This window comes from Streptomyces sp. NPDC005566, from assembly GCF_040605575.1.
GTDB lineage: Bacteria > Actinomycetota > Actinomycetes > Streptomycetales > Streptomycetaceae > Streptomyces.
Genome location: NZ_JBEXDB010000029.1, coordinates 43,979 through 62,997 on the forward strand (window position 1 = coordinate 43,979; position 19,019 = coordinate 62,997).

Annotated in this window: 16 protein-coding genes and 1 riboswitch; of the genes, 4 read left to right on the forward strand and 12 right to left on the reverse strand. The window is 68.6% G+C overall.

Features of this window, described 5'->3' with window-relative positions; translation table 11 throughout:
* Positions 1-109: 109 nt before the first annotated feature.
* On the forward strand, positions 110-1,900 hold the full coding sequence (locus ABZS61_RS32500; RefSeq protein WP_356429348.1) for a substrate-binding and VWA domain-containing protein: 1,791 nt from the start codon (positions 110-112) through the stop codon (positions 1,898-1,900).
* Positions 1,901-2,067: 167 nt separating this feature from the next.
* On the opposite strand, the gene ABZS61_RS32505 is transcribed toward ABZS61_RS32500, so the two are convergent.
* Positions 2,068-3,573, reverse strand: a complete 1,506-nt coding sequence (locus ABZS61_RS32505; RefSeq protein ID WP_356429351.1) for a glutamate--cysteine ligase — start codon at positions 3,571-3,573, stop codon at positions 2,068-2,070.
* Positions 3,574-4,062: 489 nt separating this feature from the next.
* Here ABZS61_RS32505 and ABZS61_RS32510 point away from each other — a divergent pair, with 489 nt between their 5' ends.
* Positions 4,063-4,668, forward strand: a complete 606-nt coding sequence (locus tag ABZS61_RS32510; RefSeq protein WP_356429354.1) for a hypothetical protein — start codon at positions 4,063-4,065, stop codon at positions 4,666-4,668.
* 287 nt (positions 4,669-4,955) lie between these two features.
* Complete coding sequence (locus tag ABZS61_RS32515; protein ID WP_329213137.1) at positions 4,956-5,162, forward strand: DUF5999 family protein; 207 nt, start codon at positions 4,956-4,958, stop codon at positions 5,160-5,162.
* Between the two features lie 70 nt (positions 5,163-5,232).
* On the opposite strand, the gene gcvP is transcribed toward ABZS61_RS32515, so the two are convergent.
* On the reverse strand, positions 5,233-8,118 hold the full coding sequence (gene gcvP / locus ABZS61_RS32520) for an aminomethyl-transferring glycine dehydrogenase (RefSeq protein WP_356429358.1): 2,886 nt from the start codon (positions 8,116-8,118) through the stop codon (positions 5,233-5,235).
* A gap of 191 nt (positions 8,119-8,309) precedes the next feature.
* A riboswitch (glycine riboswitch) is annotated at positions 8,310-8,405 on the reverse strand.
* Positions 8,406-8,538: 133 nt separating this feature from the next.
* Between gcvP and ABZS61_RS32525 the strand changes: the two genes are divergently transcribed.
* Positions 8,539-8,910: a PRC-barrel domain-containing protein gene (locus ABZS61_RS32525; protein ID WP_351169381.1), complete on the forward strand. Its 372-nt coding sequence runs from the start codon at positions 8,539-8,541 to the stop codon at positions 8,908-8,910.
* On the opposite strand, the gene ABZS61_RS32530 is transcribed toward ABZS61_RS32525, so the two are convergent.
* The 10 genes from ABZS61_RS32530 to ABZS61_RS32575 form a co-directional block, all read right to left on the reverse strand.
* Positions 8,832-10,286, reverse strand: a complete 1,455-nt coding sequence (locus ABZS61_RS32530) for a DNA polymerase IV (protein WP_356429363.1) — start codon at positions 10,284-10,286, stop codon at positions 8,832-8,834. The two genes, ABZS61_RS32525 and ABZS61_RS32530, sit on opposite strands and share 79 nt — an antisense overlap.
* Positions 10,287-10,361: 75 nt before the next feature.
* Entirely contained in the window at positions 10,362-10,979 is a 618-nt protein-coding gene (locus ABZS61_RS32535; protein ID WP_329213132.1) for a MerR family transcriptional regulator, read from the reverse strand.
* Between the two features lie 162 nt (positions 10,980-11,141).
* Complete coding sequence (locus ABZS61_RS32540) at positions 11,142-11,615, reverse strand: bifunctional nuclease family protein (protein ID WP_006123076.1); 474 nt, start codon at positions 11,613-11,615, stop codon at positions 11,142-11,144.
* 53 nt (positions 11,616-11,668) lie between these two features.
* Entirely contained in the window at positions 11,669-12,412 is a 744-nt protein-coding gene (locus ABZS61_RS32545; protein WP_356429366.1) for a MerR family transcriptional regulator, read from the reverse strand.
* Positions 12,413-12,454: 42 nt separating this feature from the next.
* Positions 12,455-13,252: an FHA domain-containing protein gene (locus ABZS61_RS32550; RefSeq protein WP_356429368.1), complete on the reverse strand. Its 798-nt coding sequence runs from the start codon at positions 13,250-13,252 to the stop codon at positions 12,455-12,457.
* Positions 13,253-13,442: 190 nt separating this feature from the next.
* Positions 13,443-14,261: a DUF881 domain-containing protein gene (locus ABZS61_RS32555; RefSeq protein WP_356429371.1), complete on the reverse strand. Its 819-nt coding sequence runs from the start codon at positions 14,259-14,261 to the stop codon at positions 13,443-13,445.
* Positions 14,262-14,266: 5 nt separating this feature from the next.
* A complete protein-coding gene (locus ABZS61_RS32560; protein ID WP_003970459.1) occupies positions 14,267-14,599 on the reverse strand; it encodes a small basic family protein in 333 nt (110 codons plus the stop codon).
* Positions 14,596-15,516 (reverse strand): DUF881 domain-containing protein, encoded by a 921-nt coding sequence (locus ABZS61_RS32565; protein ID WP_356429373.1) that lies wholly within the window; start codon positions 15,514-15,516, stop codon positions 14,596-14,598. Before ABZS61_RS32565 ends, ABZS61_RS32560 begins: the two co-directional genes overlap by 4 nt.
* A 97-nt stretch (positions 15,517-15,613) precedes the next feature.
* The gene (locus tag ABZS61_RS32570; RefSeq protein WP_356429376.1) at positions 15,614-18,109 is read right to left on the reverse strand and encodes a mannose-1-phosphate guanyltransferase; all 2,496 of its coding nucleotides are present in this window, start codon (positions 18,107-18,109) and stop codon (positions 15,614-15,616) included.
* A 112-nt stretch (positions 18,110-18,221) separates the two neighbouring features.
* Positions 18,222-18,830: a CDP-alcohol phosphatidyltransferase family protein gene (locus tag ABZS61_RS32575; RefSeq protein WP_356429378.1), complete on the reverse strand. Its 609-nt coding sequence runs from the start codon at positions 18,828-18,830 to the stop codon at positions 18,222-18,224.
* Between the last annotated feature and the right edge of the window lie 189 nt (positions 18,831-19,019).

Consider the following 19,019-nt stretch of genomic DNA (forward strand, 5'->3'; position numbering starts at 1 on the left):
GTCTCGAATGCAGGTACGAAGATCATGCGTGACAGGCCGGGGGACGATCGCCATTGCCGATGGTGCGGTCCCCCTTTTCCTTGTTCATCCTCAAGGAGGCACCATCGACATGGGACGTCATAGCTTGCCCGACGGCTACCCGGCGCAGGGTCACCGGGACTCCCCTCACCCGCGCCGCCGCCGCTCCGTCGCCATCGCCACGGTGCTCGTCCTGGCTGGGGCGGCGGGCACAGCGGTCGCGGCGACGGGCGGCCTGCTGTCGTTCTCGGACTCCTGCGAGGACTCGGCGGTACGCCTGACCGTGGTCGCTTCCCCGGACATCGCCCCTGCTCTCCGGACCGTCGCGGCCAGGGCGCGCAAGGAGCCGGCGCGGTCCGACGGCCGCTGCCTCCATGTCACCGTTGCCGCCCGCGATTCGTACAAGGTCGCGAACACGCTCGCCACGGGTTCGGGAAATCCCGGCTTTCAGGTCTGGCTGCCGGACTCCGACCTCTGGCTGGACCGCGCGAAGGGCACGGGCAACGGCATCCCGGTCGTCCCGGGCGACTCCGTGGCCACCTCCCCCGTGACCGTCGGCATGGTCCCTTCTGTGTCCAAGGCACTGGGCTGGCCCGAGAAGACCTACTCCTGGGCCGAGTTGGCTGCTTCGGCCGTGGGATCGGACCAGGTCCGTCTGGGAGTTGCCGATCCGGCACGCAGCGCCACCGGCCTGCTTGCTCTCAGCAGCATCGGAGCGTCGCCGGGCGGGCCGGGCGGGGACCACGACACCGAGGTCGCCGCCGTGGCCGAGGCTCTGGCGCAGCGGATGTCCGACAGCGATACGCAGATGCTCGAGGCGCTGGCCCAGGGATCCTCGGGAGCCGAGGGCGGATACCCGACTCCCGACCAGGCGGTTCTGGTCTCCGAACAGGCGGCGTTCACCCACAACGCGAGCGCGCCGAGTGCGGGCAGGCTCGAACTCTTCTACCCCGCGGACGGCACCCCGCTCCTCAACTATCCGTACGCTCTGGTCAACAGCGCCGAGCTGACCGACGACGAGAGCAGAGCCGCCTTCCGGTTCATGAGACTGCTGGACGGCGACAGAGCCCACGCCGTCCTGGAGAAGAACGGCTTCCGTACCACCGACGGCACCACCGAGCCCGCGGTGGTCGAGTCCGCGGGCGGCAGAACTCCTCAGCCGTTCGCCACCCCTGCCGCCGTTCCGCCCTCCGCCGACGTGCTGCAGGAGACCCTCGGCATGTGGACGGTCACCGTGCAGAGCGCCCGGCTGACCACCGTCGTCGACGCCTCCGGTTCCATGGCCCTCACGGTGCCGGGGCGCGACCGGTCACGGATGGACGTCACCAAGGCCTCGTTGATCCAGGCACTGGGACACTTCACACCCGACGACGAGATCGGCCTGTGGGTGTTCGCGACGACCCTCGACGGGGACAAGGACTACCGCGAGGTGGTGCCCACCCGGAGGCTCGGTGATCCGGCGAAGGGCGGCGGAACGCACCGGGAGAAGCTTGCTGCAGCCTTCAATGCGCTGAAACCCGTGCCGAACGGTGCGACCGGTCTGTACGACACCACCCTGGCCTCGTACGAGGAGGCGCAGTCGACCTATGTGAAGGGCAGGTTCAATGCCCTGGTGATCCTCACCGACGGTTCGAACCAGGACGACCACAGCATCTCCAGGAGCGCCCTGATCGACCGGCTGAAGGAGGTCTCGGACCCGGAGAGACCGGTTCCGATCATCGCGATCGCGGTGGGCCCGGACGCCGACCGCACAGACGTGACGGACATGGCTGAGGTGACAGGCGGAGGTGGCTACGAGGTCAGCGACCCCGCCGAGATCCAGGGTGTCATCCTGCAGGCCATCATGACGGCCGGGCAGAGCGGTCGCGGAGCCCAGGAGTAGCCTCCGCCGAGCGCCCGACACCCGAACGGCCCGAACGGCCCGAATGGCCCGAGCGGCCCGAGCGCTCGTACGGCCCGGGCGCCCGAAGCAACCGAGCGCCCGGGAGGGGCATTCCCCGGAATCCGGGAGCAGCCTCCTCCCGGCCGGGGCTCAGCCGTCGCCGGCCCTCAGGGAGCGGGAAAGCCGACCGGCCAGGTGTGCACCGGTTCGCCCGCCTGCATCAGCTCCCCGTAGCGCCGGGTGGTGGCAGCCAGCGCGGCCTCGCGTTCGAGACCTGCCTCCAGCGCCCGGTGGTACGTGTCGACCTGCCAGGAGGCCCCGTTCACCCGGAGCCTGCAGCGTTCCTCGATGACGCCGAGATAGCGGTCGCGGTCCACGGGCTCGATGTTCCAGGCGTCGAGCCCGGCGGCGGCGAGGGGCAGCAGCTCATCCCGCACCAGTTGGACCGCGGGCACCTTCGCGACACCGCCCGAACGGCCCGGGCGGGGCCAGAGCAGCTCCGCGTCGATTCCGTGCCGGCAGGCGGCGTCGAAGTTCTCGGCGGCCGCCTCGAAGGGCAGCCGGGTCCACACCGGCCGGGGCTCGTCGGCGAGCGCGCGCACCAGGCCGTAGTAGAAAGCGGCGTTGGCGATCACGTCCGTGACCGTAGGTCCGGCAGGCAGGACCCTGTTCTCCACCCTGAGGTGGGGAATGCCGTCGGCAAGGCCGTATACCGGCCGGTTCCAGCGGTAGACCGTGCCGTTGTGCAGTACGAGCTCGGCAAGGGTGGGAACGCCGCCCTCGTCGAGCACGCGCAGGGGTTCCTCGTCGTCGCAGATCGGCAGCAGCGGCGGAAAGTAGCGCAGATTCTCCTCGAAGAGTTCGTGGGCGGAGCTGATCCAGCGCTCCCCGAACCACGTCCTCGGGCGGACCCCCTGGTTCGTCAGCTCGGGTGGCCGCACGTCTGTGGCCTGTAGGAACAGTGGCGGCCTGGACTCACGCCACAGCTCCTTGCCGAAGAGGAAGGGGGCATTGGCCCCAAGTGCGATCTGGACGGACGCGATGGCCTGGGCGGCGTTCCACACGTCCGCGAAGCGGGCCGGCGTCACCTGCAGGTGGAGCTGGACCGAGGTGCACGCCGACTCGGGCGCGATGGACGCGGAAGTCGCCACCAGGCGTTCGACGCCCTCGATATCGAGGGCGAAATCCTCGCCGCGTGCCGCGGCCATTTGATCGTTGAGAAGCGTGTAGCGGTCCACATCCGACAGATTGGCCGAGACCACGTCGTGGCGGCCCAGTGTCGGCAGGATACCGATCATCATGATCCCGGCATCGACCTCGGCGGCCTTCCTGTGGGCATATGCAAGTCCGGTGCGGAGCTCTTCGGCCAGCTGATCGAAAACCCGTCCGCTCAGCCGGTGCGGAAGGATATTTACTTCCAGGTTGAACATCCCGAGTTCGGTCTGGAAATCCCGGCTGGCGATCCGCTGGAGGACCTCCGCATTCCGCATCCTCGGCATACCGTCGGAGCCCGCCAGATTGAGCTCGATCTCCAGACCCATGAGATTTCTGGGACGATCGAACCTCTCCTCCGACAGGAGCCTCTCCAGCCCCTCCAGGCACTGGGAGAGCTTTTTCCGGTACGCCTGCCGATCGGACAGGTCAAAGGCGCCCGCCACGACCTTCTCGCCCATCGAAGGGTCCCTCCTCGAGTGGGCGGCCCGCGGCCCAGGCCGCTCGCATCACGATCGATAATGCCCAGACGGGGTGATCTATAACGCCCCCATGTCCACGGGTACCCGCTAGTCTGGCGACAGAAGCCGGGGGCACATTCCTTCGGCATGCGGCCAATGCACAGTCACTGCCGGATGCGTGGTAGAAACACCGATGGGTTTCAGCCTACCGCTGTGTCGGAAGAAAACCTGGCAGGGAGCATACCGGGCCTGCCGAACCAACCCGAACTCCGCATTTCAAAGGCTCGATCCTGCCTTGCGTGCAATATGTGGGACAGCTAGACGAAACATCGTGTGAACACTTGTCGTATAAACTCTGCGAACGAGGCAGAGAGTTGACGCACCGGCCAGTCCGCCCGTCACCGGCCTTCCTCTGGCCCCGCACGCCGACAGCGCCGTCTGCACACCCGCCCACGCATCACCGTGTCTCCAAGTGAGAGGCGACCCACTATGCCGCTGCATGTTTCTCCGGCCCCAGCGCCCGCACTGCGCAGCGTTCTCGCGGCACTCGGTTCTCCCACCGCAGTCCGCGAGGCCCACACGCCCGCTCTCCGGTCCGTCCAGGGATCACTGAGCCCCGAACTGCCCCTCCCGGTCCATGTACTGGACCGGATCGTCCCGAACGACGCCACGCCCCGCACGCGCCTCGCCGGCTGGCGCTTCCTGATCCGCAGCGGAGAGCGCGCCGTGGCCGCTGCGGACACCATGCTGACCGCCGACGGCTGGACCTTCTCCCACTTCTTCGAGGGGCCGTACATCGTCTCGACCGAACTCGCCGTACGACAGGCGGATTCGGCAGCAGCGCACTACCAGCCGCGCCTGCTGTCCGTGCCGGAGCTCTACATGCTCACGCTGTGGCTGCACGCGGACACCGACGCCGACGCCGGGGGAGGCACGCTCGCCCCGACGGATGTGCTGGTGCCCCTCGCGCCCGCTCCTCCCGGCATCACGGCCCACCGACCGCATCGCGTCTCCGATCTGCTTCCGGTCATGACCATGCGTGTCTCCCCGGCTCCGCTGCCCGGCCTGCCCGGTCTCCTCGGTTCGCCCGCCTGATCCTCGTACGCCATGCGCCCCCGCCGTGCACCACGGCGGGGGCGCATTCGTACCCGTCCGGACTAGCCCCTTCAGGCCACCCCGAACCACCCGAAGGGACAGTGCAGTTGCGTTGAACCGTCCGGCCGGGTGATGCGTCATGAGAGGAGAAGAGCAGCTGCCGCGAAATCCCTGCGGAAAGACGCCCGTGGGGCAACACTGGGACCGGACCGACTGATACGGGGGCGGCCATGAACACATCGTCAAGCCGCAGGACACTCGACTCAACGCAGCGAAAGAACCCATCCATGTGCCAGCACCAGCCACCCTGCCCGACCGCGGACTCCAACGACCGGGAAGCCGCGCGCCTGACGGCCCATCACCCGGAACAGGGCTGGAGCCTGCTGTGCAACGGCGTCCTGCTCTTCGAGGACACCGGTGAGCTGCTCCCGGACGGGCAGATCATCGCCCCGCACCGGTCGCTGAAGACCGGCCAGGTGATGAAGGCCGCCTGACCGCGGCCGGAGAAACACGGGGGCCGGCCCGGAGTGGTCTCCGCACCGGCCCCGACGGGTGTCCGCGTTTCTACTGGTCGTACTCGTCCAGCGGCGGGCAGGAGCAGACCAGATTGCGGTCGCCGAAGGCGCCGTCGATCCGGCGCACCGGCGGCCAGTACTTGTCCGAAGGCGTGACGCCGGCCGGGAAGACAGCCTCTTCGCGGCTGTAGGCGTGCGTCCACTCGCCACCGAGCGCGGCCGCCGTGTGCGGGGCGTTGCTCAGCGGGTTGTCCTCCGCGCTCCACGCGCCCGATGCGACCTTCTCGATCTCACCGCGAATGGCGATCATCGTGTCGCAGAACCGGTCGAGCTCCGCGAGGTCCTCGCTCTCGGTGGGCTCGATCATCAGCGTCCCGGCCACCGGGAACGACATCGTCGGCGAATGGAAGCCGTAGTCGATCAGCCGCTTGGCGACGTCGTCGATGCTGACGCCTGTCGCCTTGGAGATCGGGCGCAGATCCACGATGCACTCGTGTGCGACCAGACCGGCCGGGCCGTTGTACAGGATCGGGAAATGCGGTTCCAGACGCTTGGCGATGTAGTTGGCCGCGAGCACGGCGACCTGCGTCGCACGCTTCAGTCCCTCGCCGCCCATCAGGCGTACGTACGCCCAGGAGATAGGGAGGATTCCGGCCGAGCCCCACGGGGCCGCCGAGATCGGGCCGACGCCGGTCTCGGGACCGGCGGCCGGCTGGAGCGGGTGGTTGGGAAGGTACGGCGCCAGGTGCGCACGGACACCGACCGGGCCGACGCCCGGGCCACCGCCGCCGTGCGGGATGCAGAAGGTCTTGTGCAGGTTCAGGTGCGAGACGTCGCCGCCGAACTTGCCCGGCTTGGCGAGGCCCACCAGCGCGTTGAGGTTGGCGCCGTCGACGTACACCTGACCGCCCGCGTCGTGCACCTCGCCGCAGATCGCGGCGACGTGCTCCTCGAAGACACCGTGCGTGGACGGGTAGGTGATCATCAGGACCGCGAGTTCGTCGCGGTGCTTCTCGATCTTGGCGCGCAGGTCGTCGATGTCGACTTCGCCGTCGTCGGCGGTCTTCACGACGACGACCTTCATCCCGGCCATCACGGCGCTCGCGGCGTTGGTGCCGTGCGCGGAGGACGGGATGAGGCAGACCGTACGCCCCTCGTCACCATTGGCCCGGTGGTAGGCGCGGACGGCCAGAAGACCGGCGAACTCACCCTGGGAGCCCGCGTTGGGCTGGAGGGAGACGGCGTCGTAGCCGGTGACCTCGGCCAGGCGCTCCTCCAGCTCGCGGATGAGGGTGAGGAAGCCCTGTGCCTGCTCGGCCGGCGCGAAGGGGTGCAGCGCACCGAATTCGGGCCAGGTGATCGACTCCATCTCGGCGGTGGCGTTGAGCTTCATGGTGCAGGAGCCGAGCGGGATCATGCCGCGGTCCAGCGCGTAGTCGCGGTCGGCGAGCTTGCGCAGGTAGCGCAGCATCGCCGTCTCGGAACGGTGCTGGTGGAAGACCGGGTGGGCGAGGACGGTGTCGGTGCGCAGCAGGTTCGCGGGCAGCGCGTCGCCTGCGTCGGCGTCGAGGGCCTCGATGTCGCCGCCGGCTCCGAAGGCGGCCCAGACAGCCGCGATCTGCGCACGGGTGGTGGTCTCGTCGCAGGCGATGGAGACGTGGTCGGCGTCGACGAGCCGCAGGTTCACCCCGCGCTCGCGGGCACCGGCGACCACACCGGCAGCTGCGCCGGGAACGCTCACGGTGAGCGTGTCGAAGTAGGCGCCGTGCACCACGTCGGCACCGGCGGCCCGCAGGCCGTCGGCCAGGATCGTGGCGTACCTGTGGGTGCGCCGCGCGATCGTGCGCAGACCGTCGGGGCCGTGGTAGACGGCGTACATCCCCGCCATGACGGCGAGCAGCACCTGCGCGGTGCAGATGTTGCTGGTGGCCTTCTCCCGGCGGATGTGCTGCTCGCGGGTCTGGAGGGCGAGCCGGTACGCCTTGTTGCCGTCGGCGTCGACGGAGACGCCCACGAGACGGCCGGGCAGGCTGCGCGCGAACTTCTCGCGGACGGCCATGAAGCCGGCGTGCGGTCCGCCGAAGCCCATCGGGACACCGAAGCGCTGCGTGGTCCCGACGGCCACGTCCGCGCCCAGCTCGCCGGGGGAGGTGAGCAGGGTCAGGGCCAGCAGATCGGCCGCGACGGTGACGATCGCACCGAGCTCGTGTGCGCGGTCGATGACGGGCTTGATGTCACGGACCGCTCCGGAGGCGCCCGGGTACTGCAGCAGGACGCCGAAGACGCCGCGCTCGGCGACCTCGGCCGGAATTCCGTCGGTGAGGTCTGCGACGACCACCTCGACGCCGGTCGGTTCGGCGCGGGTCCGGATCACGGCGACGGTCTGCGGCAGGGTGTCGGCGTCGACCAGGAAGACGCCGTTCCTGACCTTGCCCACGCGCCGTGCGAGCGCCATGGCCTCGGCAGCCGCCGTGCCCTCGTCGAGGAGGGAGGCACCGGAGGTGGGCAGACCGGTCAGGTCGGCCACCATCGTCTGGAAGTTCAGCAGGGCCTCGAGCCGCCCCTGGGAGATCTCCGGCTGGTAGGGCGTGTACGCCGTGTACCAGGCGGGGTTCTCCATGACGTTGCGCAGGATCACGGGCGGGGTGAACGTGCCGTAGTAGCCGAGCCCGATCATCGGTGCGAGGACCTGGTTGCGGTCGGCGAGGCGTCGCAGCTCGGCCAGGACCTCGGCCTCGGTACGGGCAGCCGGGAGGTCCAGCGCCTCGGCGCTCTTGATCACGTCCGGCACGGCAGCGGCGGTCAGCTCGTCGAGGGAGCCGTATCCGACGTGCGCGAGCATCTTGGCCTGGGCCTCGGCATCGGGCCCGATGTGGCGCTGCTCGAAGGGAATGCCCTGCTCCAGCTGGGAGAGCGGAGTGCGACGGGGGGTCATGATGGAGGCCTCCTGGTCTCACGACCTGCGAGGGGCACCACGGCGTGGCTGCCCGAACGGCCTCCCCATCTGTCATCTCGACCTGAGAGCTTCACCGGCACGCCCTGAGGCACACCGGCTTTCACCGTCGGTGAGGATGGGGCCCGCCACGGCACGAGCCGTACGGATCCCGTCCTGCTTTCCAGAGTGACCTCGTCCGTGCGGTACGGGGGCCTGAGAGATTCCGGGGAGGAGTTGCTCCTTCGGCGCCACCGGATTTCTCCGGAGGACTCTCCCGCACAGGGTCAGCAGCCGTGTTCCAGACTACCAGCGGGCCGGCGCGGGCCGTCTCGAGTGGCCGAAGCCCCGGATCTGGCCTTTCGTAGTGCCTGTGGAGCAGTTGCGACCACCCTGACCGCAGTGCGACCAGTGGGAGGCACCGTGCAGACCGACATCGATCCGCGCAGCCTGATCGGCCGCAAGGCCTACGACCGCCAAGGCTCCAAGATCGGAACGGTGGACGAGGTCTATCTCGACGATGCCACCGGCGTACCCGAGTGGGCGGCCGTGCGCACCGGACTCTTCACCCGGGACGCCTTCGTCCCGCTGGAACCGAGCGAATTCGTCGACGGCACCCTGGTGATCCCCTTCGACCGCGCCCTGATCAAGGACGCTCCCGACTTCGGAGTCGGCCGCCATCTCTCCCCTGAGCAGGAGCTGCAGCTGTACCGCCATTACGGGCTGGACTCCGCCGCGCCGGGCGGCACCGGGCCCGACAGGGACTTCGGCAGGCTGGCCGGCCACGAGGAGTAGTCCACGGGGTCTCGGACCAGGGGCAGCGGGTCGGCCGGCTGGAGCTGCGGATCGTCGACACGGAACGTGCGCACCCGGCCCGGCCGCTCCCCCGGCTCCTCGAACCGGACCGTGACACGGCCGACGCCGCTGCCCTGCACCCAGCCGTGGCCGTGGACGTCGTGCCGGACGTCGTGGCCTGCGGGCCACCGCCGGCCCGCCAGCCGGTCCGCCCTCTCCTCGGCCGCCTCCTCCGCCGTGACCGGCTCGTCGGGGGCACCGCCGGCCCCGCCCTCCGACTCGTCCGCCACCGCCTGCAGCGCATCGGCGGCCTGCGCGAAGAGATCCTCCTGGGTGAAGTCCGCGAGCCCCGTGACGCCCACTCCCAAGAGCCGTACGCCACCGGTGGTGTCAACGGCCTCCAGCAACCGCGCCGCGGCTTCTCTGACGACCGTGGGGTCGTCCGTGGGGCCGCGCAGGGTCTCGGAGCGGGTGAGCGTGGAGAAGTCGTAGCGGCGCACCTTGAGCACGACGGTCCGCCCCGACCGCCCCGCGCCCCGCAGGCGCTCCACACACCGTCCGGCCAGCCTCTCGACCTCCGTCCTGACCCGGACCCGGTCGTGCAGGTCCACGTCGAAGGTGTCCTCGACCGATACGGACTTCGCGTCCCGTTCCGCGACGACGGGCCGGTCGTCGTGCCCGAGTGCCATGCGGTACAGCGCGACGCCGTGCGCCTTGCCCAGCAGACGGACGAGCTCCGCCTCCCCCGCCTCGGCAAGGTCCTGGACCACCGTCATCCCAGCGCGCCGCAGATGGTCCCCGGTGGCGGGCCCGACGCCCGGCAGGATCCGCACGGACATGGGAGCGAGCAGTTCGCGCTCCGTACCCGGCTCGATGAGCAGGAGACCGTCCGGTTTCGCCTCCTCCGAGGCGATCTTGGCCAGCATCTTGGAACCGGCCAGGCCGACCGAACCGCTGAGTCCGGTGACGCCTGTGATGACCGTGCGCAGCTGCTCACCGATCGCACGGGCCGATGCCGCGTCATCGGCGACCCCACCGGCCTCCAGGTCGACGAACGCCTCGTCCAGGCTGAGCGGCTCGACGAGCGGCGACAGCCGCCCGAGGAGCTCCATCACCTGGTCGCTGACCGTCCGGTAGAGCGCGAAGCGCGGCACCAGATAGGCGGCGTTGGGTGCCAGCCGTCTGGCCTGCGCCATGGGCATCGCCGAATGCACACCGAACCGCCGGGCTTCGTACGACGCGGTGGCAACCACCCCGCGCATCCCCAGTCCGCCCACCACCACCGGTTTGCCGCGCAGGCTGGGCTTCGCCGCCTGCTCGGCAGAGGCGTAGAAGGCATCCATGTCCAGATGCAGGATGGTGGGAGCGGATCTCACACCTACCGATGCTGCCCTATGCCACTGACAACGGGCCTGCTCCGCGCCTGTGCGGCGCGGGGCAGGCCCGGTGGCTCAGCCCGCGCGGTTGCGCCGCCGGGCCAGCTCGTCCGCGGGGTTGTTGCCGATCAGCGTCTCCCCCGTGTCGACCCGCTCCCCGTGGAGCTGGGACAGGGTCGCGTCCACATCACGCCAGACGACGCCCACGGCGATACCGAAGACGCCCTGGCCCCCCTGGAGCAGATCCACGACCTCGTCGGGCGAGGAGCACTCGTAGACCGTCGCCCCGTCGCTCATCAGGGTCATCCGTTCAAGATCCGTGAATCCGCGGGCCCTCAGGTGCTGGACCGTGGTGCGGATGTTCTGCAGCGCGACACCTGTGTCGAGGAACCGCTTCACGATCTTGAGGAGGACAACGTCCCGAAAACTGTAGAGGCGCTGTGTCCCCGACCCGTACGCCGGACGCACGCTCGGTTCCACCAGACCCGTACGGGCCCAGTAGTCGAGCTGTCGGTAGGTGATCCCGGCCGCCGCGCACGCCGTCGGCCCCCGGTAGCCGATGTCACCTGCCACTACCGCACCGTCCGCTGCCACCGCCGCCGGCTGAACCGGCTGTCTGATGGTGTGGTCGGCCGCACTGCTGTGCTGCCGGTACGGCCCACCTGCAGCCGTACCGTCGCCGCTGCTTCTCACGCCGACCTCCGTCCTTGACCTGCCATCTCGAAGGTAGGCAGTCACCAGGGGTGCGTCAACGATCGCCACACTCGGCACGCCGAGTGATAATCACCCTGAGGGTGGTTTCCCGTGTCTCGTTTCCGGGAACGGCTTGTCGGATGCGGGCACTGCACGGGACGGTCACTGACTGTTCGTACCGAAGTCCTCCGGTGAGATCTGGTCGAGGAACTCACGGAACTTCTCGACCTCGTCCTCCTGCTCGTCCGGGATGGCGATCCCGGCGTCGTCCAGCACACCGTCGCTGCCGTAGATCGGCGTGCCGGTACGCAGGGCGAGCGCTATGGCGTCGGACGGCCGCGCGCTCACCTCGACTCCGCTGGCGAAGACCAGCTCCGCGTAGAAAACCCCTTCTCTGAGGTCCGTGATCCGGACCTCTGTGAGCTCCTGGCCGACGGCCTCGAGCACATCCTTGAAGAGATCATGGGTCAGCGGCCTGGCCGGAGCCATGCCCTGCTGGGCGAAGGCGATCGCGGTCGCTTCCCCAGGGCCGATCCAAATGGGGAGGTACCGGTCGCCTCCCACTTCACGCAGGAGCACGATCGGTTGGTTGGAGGGCATTTCCACCCGGACACCCACAACGTCGAGCTCGTTCACACAGCAACCCTAGGACGTGCCCGCCATGTTTGGATAGTCGGGCTCCGCCGCGGTCAGTGGAACCGGACCTTGAGGGCGGTCTGCACGAAGGCCGCGTGGAGCCGGACGGACAGCTCCGCGAGCTCTCTCGCGGTGGCCTCCGCATGGGCCCTGGTCTGCGGATTCCGGTGCCTACGCAGGGGCGCGACCACCTGTTCGACCAGTCCTGCCTCACGATCCGCGGCGGCCTTGACGGCCCGCAGATGACGAGGTTCCAGACCGAATCGCCCCAGATCCGCCACAAGTCTCGCGACGGTCACCGCCTCGGCTTCGTAGCTTCCCTCAGGAGACGGAGCGATCAGCCCGTAGGACTCCCACTCGACGAGCTGGTCCTCACTGACGTCAGCGGCGGCAAGAAGCTCGGAGCGCCCGATCCGGGCGGCTGTGGCCCGGCCGGGGTCCGGCTCCCAGCGACCGTCCACGAGCTCGCCCTGTCCGCCGCCGGACGGCAGCGCGGCCTGCTCGCCGCGGGCGAGGGCGTCCAGGTGCTCACGGATGACCTTGAGGGGAAGATAGTGGTCCCGCTGCATGCGCAGCACCTGGGCCAGCCGCTCGATGTCGGCCGGGCTGAACTTGCGATAGCCGGAGGGCGTCCGCTGCGGCTCGATGAGCCCCTCGGCCTCCAGAAAGCGGATCTTGGAGATCGTTACTTCGGGAAACTCGTCGCGCAGCTGCAGAAGCACCGTGCCGATGCTCATGGCGCGCTCGTCCGCGGCGGCGGTGCCGTGACCGGCACCGCCTGTCGGTGTTCGCAGCATGAACCTTCCTGGGGGTCCTACCGGACGCAGTCCGGGGGAGGGTCAGACGCCCCGCTGGCTCGCGTAGAAGACCAGCCGGTACTTGCCGATCTGAACTTCGTCGCCGTTGGACAGCAGGACGGAATCGATGCGCTCACGGTTGACGTAGGTGCCGTTGAGGCTGCCGACGTCGCCCACGGTGAAACTACCGTCCGGGCTCCTGCGGAACTCCACATGGCGCCGCGACACGGTCACGTCGTCGAGGAAGATGTCGCTCTGCGGGTGACGGCCCGCAGTGGTCAGCTCGCCGTCCAACAGGAAGCGGCTGCCGGAGTTCGGACCGCGGCGCACCACCAGGAGCGCGGATCCCGCGGGCAGCGCGTCGACGGCTGCCTGTGCTTCCGGCGAGAGGGAAGGAACGGCAGTCTGTCCCGTCACCTCGGCCTCGTACGCCTCGATGCCGGAGATCGAGATCGTCGAGGTCGTCTCGGAAGCGCGCTCGGGCACTCCGCCCCGCAGCGGCGCCCCGCAGTTGGAACAGAAACGGCCGGCCTCGCTATTGCGATGCCCGCACCTCGTACAGACCGGCATGGAGGAACCCTCCGGGGCGGGGGTGAACCCTCCACCCGTACTTGAGGTCGATGGTTCCCCGAAACCTATGCGTCCGGCACCGGCAGGGTCAACAGACGACGCGCCGGAGGCACCCCGCTGATCCCCCGGTGAACCCGGCACCTCATCGCGGAAGAGCGGGCGCTCCGAGCCCTGCTCCTCGGCGCCCTGACCCTGGCGCGGAGCACGGTGGCGAGCAGCGTTGCTGTCCTCGCGTGCACTCTTTCCGAACAACTTCGCAAACAACTTCACGGGCGTTTCCCCTTGACCGAAATAGACCCGCCCGTGGGGCAGGACGAACCCTGAATGAACACACCTGCCGACCCGGACATTCTCACAACGTCCGTATCCACCCGACAGTTTCCACCACGCGCCACCGATCCGATGCGCCGACCCCCCGCAACCTCTTGCCTGTGTCCTGCGAGCCCCGTGCGCCTGGGCTTCACTGGGGCGACGACCGAGCGTAGTCAGGCAGCTTCGCCGGTCGCAAGGCGTCGACGACGATCTCCTCGGCCTGCGCCACCTCCGCCGTGGCCTGCTCCTTCTCGAGCGTCTGCACCACTCCGCCGGGGATGTTGAGCGCCGGCTCGAGGTCCTGCGGTTTGCCGATCACCTTGAACACGTACGGAGACCGGATCCTCCGGTTGTCCACCCGCAGGTCTCCCCCGTCGCCGGAGAAGTAGGTATTGGCCACCACCCGCACGCCGTTGATCTCGATCGCTTCGGCACCCGCCGCCCGCAGCTCCTGGATCGCATCGAGAAGCATGTCCGGTTCGACCGCACCGCTCGGGTCGTTGATGGTGAGGGTGATGCCGGGTCCCTTGGCCGCGACCGTACCCGCGAGGATGCCGAGCTGCCGCTCCTTCTCGAGCGTCTGCTTGCGGGCCTCCTCCGCCTGGTCGGAGCTGTTCTCCAGCTCGGTGCGCTGGTCGTCGAGGCTCTGCTTCTCGTCCTCGAGTCGCTGGGTCCTGTTGTCGAGCTCGTCGAGGATGCGGACCAGGTCCTCCTGGCGGGCACCGCGCAACGCGCTGTTGTCACTGTTCGACCTGACCTGGATGGCCAACCCCAGCCCCAGTACGAACAGCAGGAGCGCCACGATGAGTTGGGCCCTGCTCACCCTGGGCGGCCAGAGCCCTGCCAGCAGCCGCTGGCGCCCGGAGGACTCCTCGGGCCCTGCGCCGGTCTCGGGGGCCGGTGCGGGGGCCTCGGCCGGCAGCTCGCCCGCGGGTCCCTCGTTGCGCGGAATCTCGTCGTTGCTCATCGGCCTCAAGCCCGGAAGACGTGCCGGCGGATCGCCGCGGCGTTGGAGAAGATGCGGATACCGAGGACGACCACCACACCGGTGGAGAGCTGGGCGCCCACACCCAGTTTGTCGCCGAGGAACACGATCAGTGCGGCCACCACGACGTTCGAGAGGAACGACACGACGAAGACCTTGTCCACGAAGATCCCGTCGAGCATGGCACGCAGACCTCCGAAGACGGCGTCGAGCGCGGCCACAACGGCGATCGGCAGGTAGGGCTCGACCACCGCCGGCACTTCGGGCCGGACCAACAGTCCGACCACGACTCCCACGACGAGGCCCAGTACGGCGATCACGATGTGCCCTTCCCTGTTTCTGCCGCACCACTGCGCGTGTCTGCGGCCTGAGGCTCTGCTGTGCGTACGATCAGGCTCGGCGCGGCCGGAAGGCGCACCTGCTCCTGCTCGGAGATGCTGGTGCGGATGTCGAAGCTCTCCTGCAGCGCCTGCAGGTACAGGCCGTCCGCGCTGTCCTGGAAGGCGTCGGAGAGTTTCTTGCCGTCCCCCACCGCCAGCACCGTGTAGGGCGGTACCAGCGGCCTGTTGTCGACCAGTATGGCGTCGCCTGCCGCGCGGATCGCGGAAAGGGCGGTCAGCCGCTGTCCGTTGATGGCGATCGCCTCCGCCCCGGACTGCCAGAGGCCGTTGACCACGCGCTGCATATCGCGGTCGCGCACCCGGCCGGTGTCGGCGAAGCCTGTCGACTCACGCGGTCCGCCGCCGCCCTGGTCGGTGTCCTTGGCGTCATCGACGACGAGCTTGATCCCGGGCCCTTCGACCGCTGTCGCTCCGGAGAGCAGCGCCACCAGACCGCCCTTGGCCCCGCCATGCTGTTCGAGCGCCTTGCGCTGCCGTTCGTCGACGTCCTGGCGCAGTTCGTCGACGTCCTCCTGCAGCGCGTCCGCCGCGGTGGTCTCCGCGTTGACACGGTCGATGAGCTCTTCGCGCTCCTTCGCCACGACCGGCGCCGCGACCTGAGCCTCGGCGGCACCGAGCGTCACGACGAGAGCCGCCACCACGAGGCCTGCTGCGAGTCCGAGCTTCGACTTGAGCGTACGGGGCATGCCCGCACTTCCGTCGGCCTTGCGGCGCGCAGCAGCCTCGGCGTATCCCTCGTCGAGGCTGTGGTCCATCACGTTGGTCAACAGCGACATGGACGCGTCGGGGCGGGGACGCTGCGGGGTGCTACTCCGATCGGGGGGCGGCTGCGACATGCCGCACATCGTCGCACGTCATGCCTGCTGCCGCCGAATGGCCCCACCGGTGGCCCGGAAGCCGCAGCACAACGGCGTCCGGGCCACCCGGCTCGGCTCAGTCGCCGGCGCTGTCCACGATCGCCGACCACTCGTCGAGCAGGGCCTGGGCAGAGGCATCGTCGGGGCCTTCGGCCCACAGATGGGTGACGGCTTCCGCCCTGTCGGGCAACACCATCACCCAGCGGCCGTCGGTCTCCACCACCCGGACACCGTCGGTGGTGTCCACGCTGCGCTCCCCTGCCGCCTCCACGACCCGCCGCATGACGAGTCCCTTGACCGCCCAGGGCGTCGCAAGGTCACGACGCAGCACATGGGCACGCGGAATGCGGGCGTCGATCTGGCTGAGCGTGAGCTGGGTCCGGGCCACCAGCCCGATGAGCCTGACGAAAGCCGCCGAGCCGTCGAAGACGCTGCTGAACTCGGGGATGATGAAGCCGCCGCGTCCGTCACCACCGAAGATGGTGGCGTCCTCACGTCCCACCCTGGTCAGGTCGTCCGGGGACGTGGTCGTCCACTCCACCTGCGTGCCGTGGTAGGCGGCCACCTGTTCGGCGACGCGGGTGGTGGTCACGGGCAGGGCCACGCGCCCGCTCCGCCGCTCGGCCGCCACGAGGTCGAGCATGACCAGCAGGGCCCTGTCGTCCTCGATGATCCGGCCCCGCTCGTCGACGAGGGAGAGCCGCTCACCGACGGGGTCGAACCGCACCCCGAAGGCCGCCCGCGCGGACGACACGATCTCCCCGAGGCGCACCAGTCCGGCCCGCCGGGACTCGGCGGACTCGGTGGGACGCGACTCGTCGAGCCCGGGGTTGATCGTCAGCGCGTCCACACCGAGCCGTCCGAGCAGACTGGGCAGGACGAGCCCCGCACTGCCGTTGGACGCGTCGACCACGACCTTGAGGCCCGCGTCGGCGATGCCGTCCGTGTCCACGTTGCGGAGCAGGGATCCCGTGTAGGAGTCGTAGACGCTCGACGGGAAGTGCAGGTCTCCGATCTCACCTGGGAAGGCCCTGCGGTACTCCTGCCGGGCGTAGACCCGGTCGAGCTTGCGCTGGCCTGCCTGGGAGAGATCGGCACCGCGTTCGTCGATGAACATGATGTCGACGGAATCCGGCACTCCCGGCGACGTCCGGATCATGATGCCGCCGGCACTGCCTCGCGCGGTCTGCTGGCGGGCCACCGGGAGCGGCACGTTCTCCAGGTCCCGGACGTCGATGGCGCTCGCCTGCAGCGCGGAGATGACCGCTCTCTTCAGCGCGCGCGCACCACGGGAGTGGTCACGTGCCGTGGTGACGGTCGACCCCTTCTTCAGGGTCGTCGCGTACGCACCGGCGAGCCGCACGGCGAGCTCCGGGGTGATCTCGACGTTCAGGATCCCGGAGACACCGCGCGCTCCGAAGAGGTGCGCCTGCCCCCGCGACTCCCAGATCACCGAGGTGTTGACGAAGGCTCCGGCTTCGATGGTCTTGAACGGGTACACCCGCACATTGCCCTGGATGATCGATTCCTCGCCGACCAGGCATTCGTCGCCGATGACCGCGCCGTCCTCGATGCGGGCAGCCCGCATGATGTCGGTGTTCTTACCGATCACACAGCCGCGAAGATTACTGTGCTGGCCGATGTACACGTTGTCGTGCACCACGGCCCTGTGCAGGAAAGCACCGGTCTTCACAACGACGTTGGACCCGATGACGGTGTGTTCCCGGAGTTCGACGCCGGCTTCGATCTTGGCGTAGTCGCCGATGTACAGCGGCCCTCGGAGTACCGCGTCGGGATGGACCTCCGCGCCTTCCGCGACCCACACACCGGGCGAGATCTCGAAGCCGTCGAGCTCGACGTCGACCTTCCGCTCCAGCACGTCGGCCTGGGCCTTCACGTAACTCTCGTGAGTGCCCACGTCCTCCCAGTAGCCCTCGGCGACATAGCCGTAGATCGGCTTGCCCTCCTTCATGAGCTGCGGGAACACGTCGCCGGACCAGTCCACCGAGGTATCGGCCTGGACGTAGTCGAAGACCTCGGGCTCCATGACGTAGATGCCCGTGTTGACGGTGTCCGAGAAGACCTGGCCCCAGGTCGGCTTCTCCAGGAAACGCTCGACCTGTCCCTGCTCGTCGACGATGGTGATGCCGAACTCCAGCGGATTCGGGACCCTGGTCAGGCATACCGTGACCAGTCCGCCCTTCTCCTTGTGGAAGGCGATGAGGTCCGTCAGGTCGAAGTCGGTGAGCGCGTCACCGGAGATGACCAGGAAAGTGTCGTCTTTGAGGGCTTCCTCGGCGTTCTTGACACTTCCCGCGGTACCGAGTGGCTTCTCCTCGTTGGCGTAGGTGAGTTCCATTCCGAGTTCTTCGCCGTCGCCGAAGTAGTTCTTCACGAGCGAAGCAAGGAACTGAACGGTTACGACGGTCTCATTGAGCCCATGCCGCTTGAGCAGCCGCAGCACATGCTCCATGATCGGCCGATTGGCTACGGGCAGGAGCGGCTTGGGCATGCTTGAGGTCATGGGGCGAAGACGAGTGCCTTCGCCACCGGCCATCACAACGGCCTTCATGTCGGAAACGTCCTCCTTGAAGAGACGACGGTCTAGCCGACATCACCCGTCGGGGCAACAACCACAGCATCCGTTGCGGACCGGCGACACTGCGCGGCACCGCATCAACGAGCTATTCGGCTACTTCATCCGCCTTGACGAGTCGGCGGACCTGGACCACGTACAGGATCCCTGCCCACCAATAGAGCGTTGTACCCCAACCAGCGAACGCCCATCCGAAAACGGCGCCCAGCGAAGCCAGCCAACCACTTCCGTCACTGAGCAGCAACAAGGGGAAGGCGTACATCAGGTTGAAGGTTGCAGCTTTCCCGAGAAAGTTGACCTGCGGCGGCGGATAGCCGTGCCGGCGCAGGATTCCCACCATGACAAGGAGCATGAGCTCACGTGCGAGAAGAGCCGCGGTGAGCCAGAGCGGCAGGATCTCGCGCCAGGTGAGCCCGACGAGGGTCGACAGGATGTAGAGGCGGTCAGCAGCCGGATCCAGGAGTCGCCCGAGGCTGCTGATCTGGTTCCACCGGCGTGCGAGCTTGCCGTCGAGATAGTCGGTGACGCCGCTCAGCATCAGCACCAGCAACGCCCAGCCGTCGCTGTTGGGCCCGCCGAAGACGGGACGAAGGATCAGCCACAGGAAGAGCGGCACGCCGACGAGGCGGGCCATGCTGAGGATGTTGGGGATGGTGAGTACTCGGTTCGTCTGAACTCGAGTCTCCTGGACCTCCACCCGGGGGCCTCCTGTGAAGAACGTGCCAATGATGCACCCTGACCCTACCCTCAGCCGCCGAGGGCCGGTGCACGGGGGTACAAGGACGTGTACGGAACGCAGAAAAGCCCCGTGCCACAAGGGCACGGGGCTTTCCCGGAATAATTGTTCGGCGGCGTCCTACTCTCCCACAGGGTCCCCCCTGCAGTA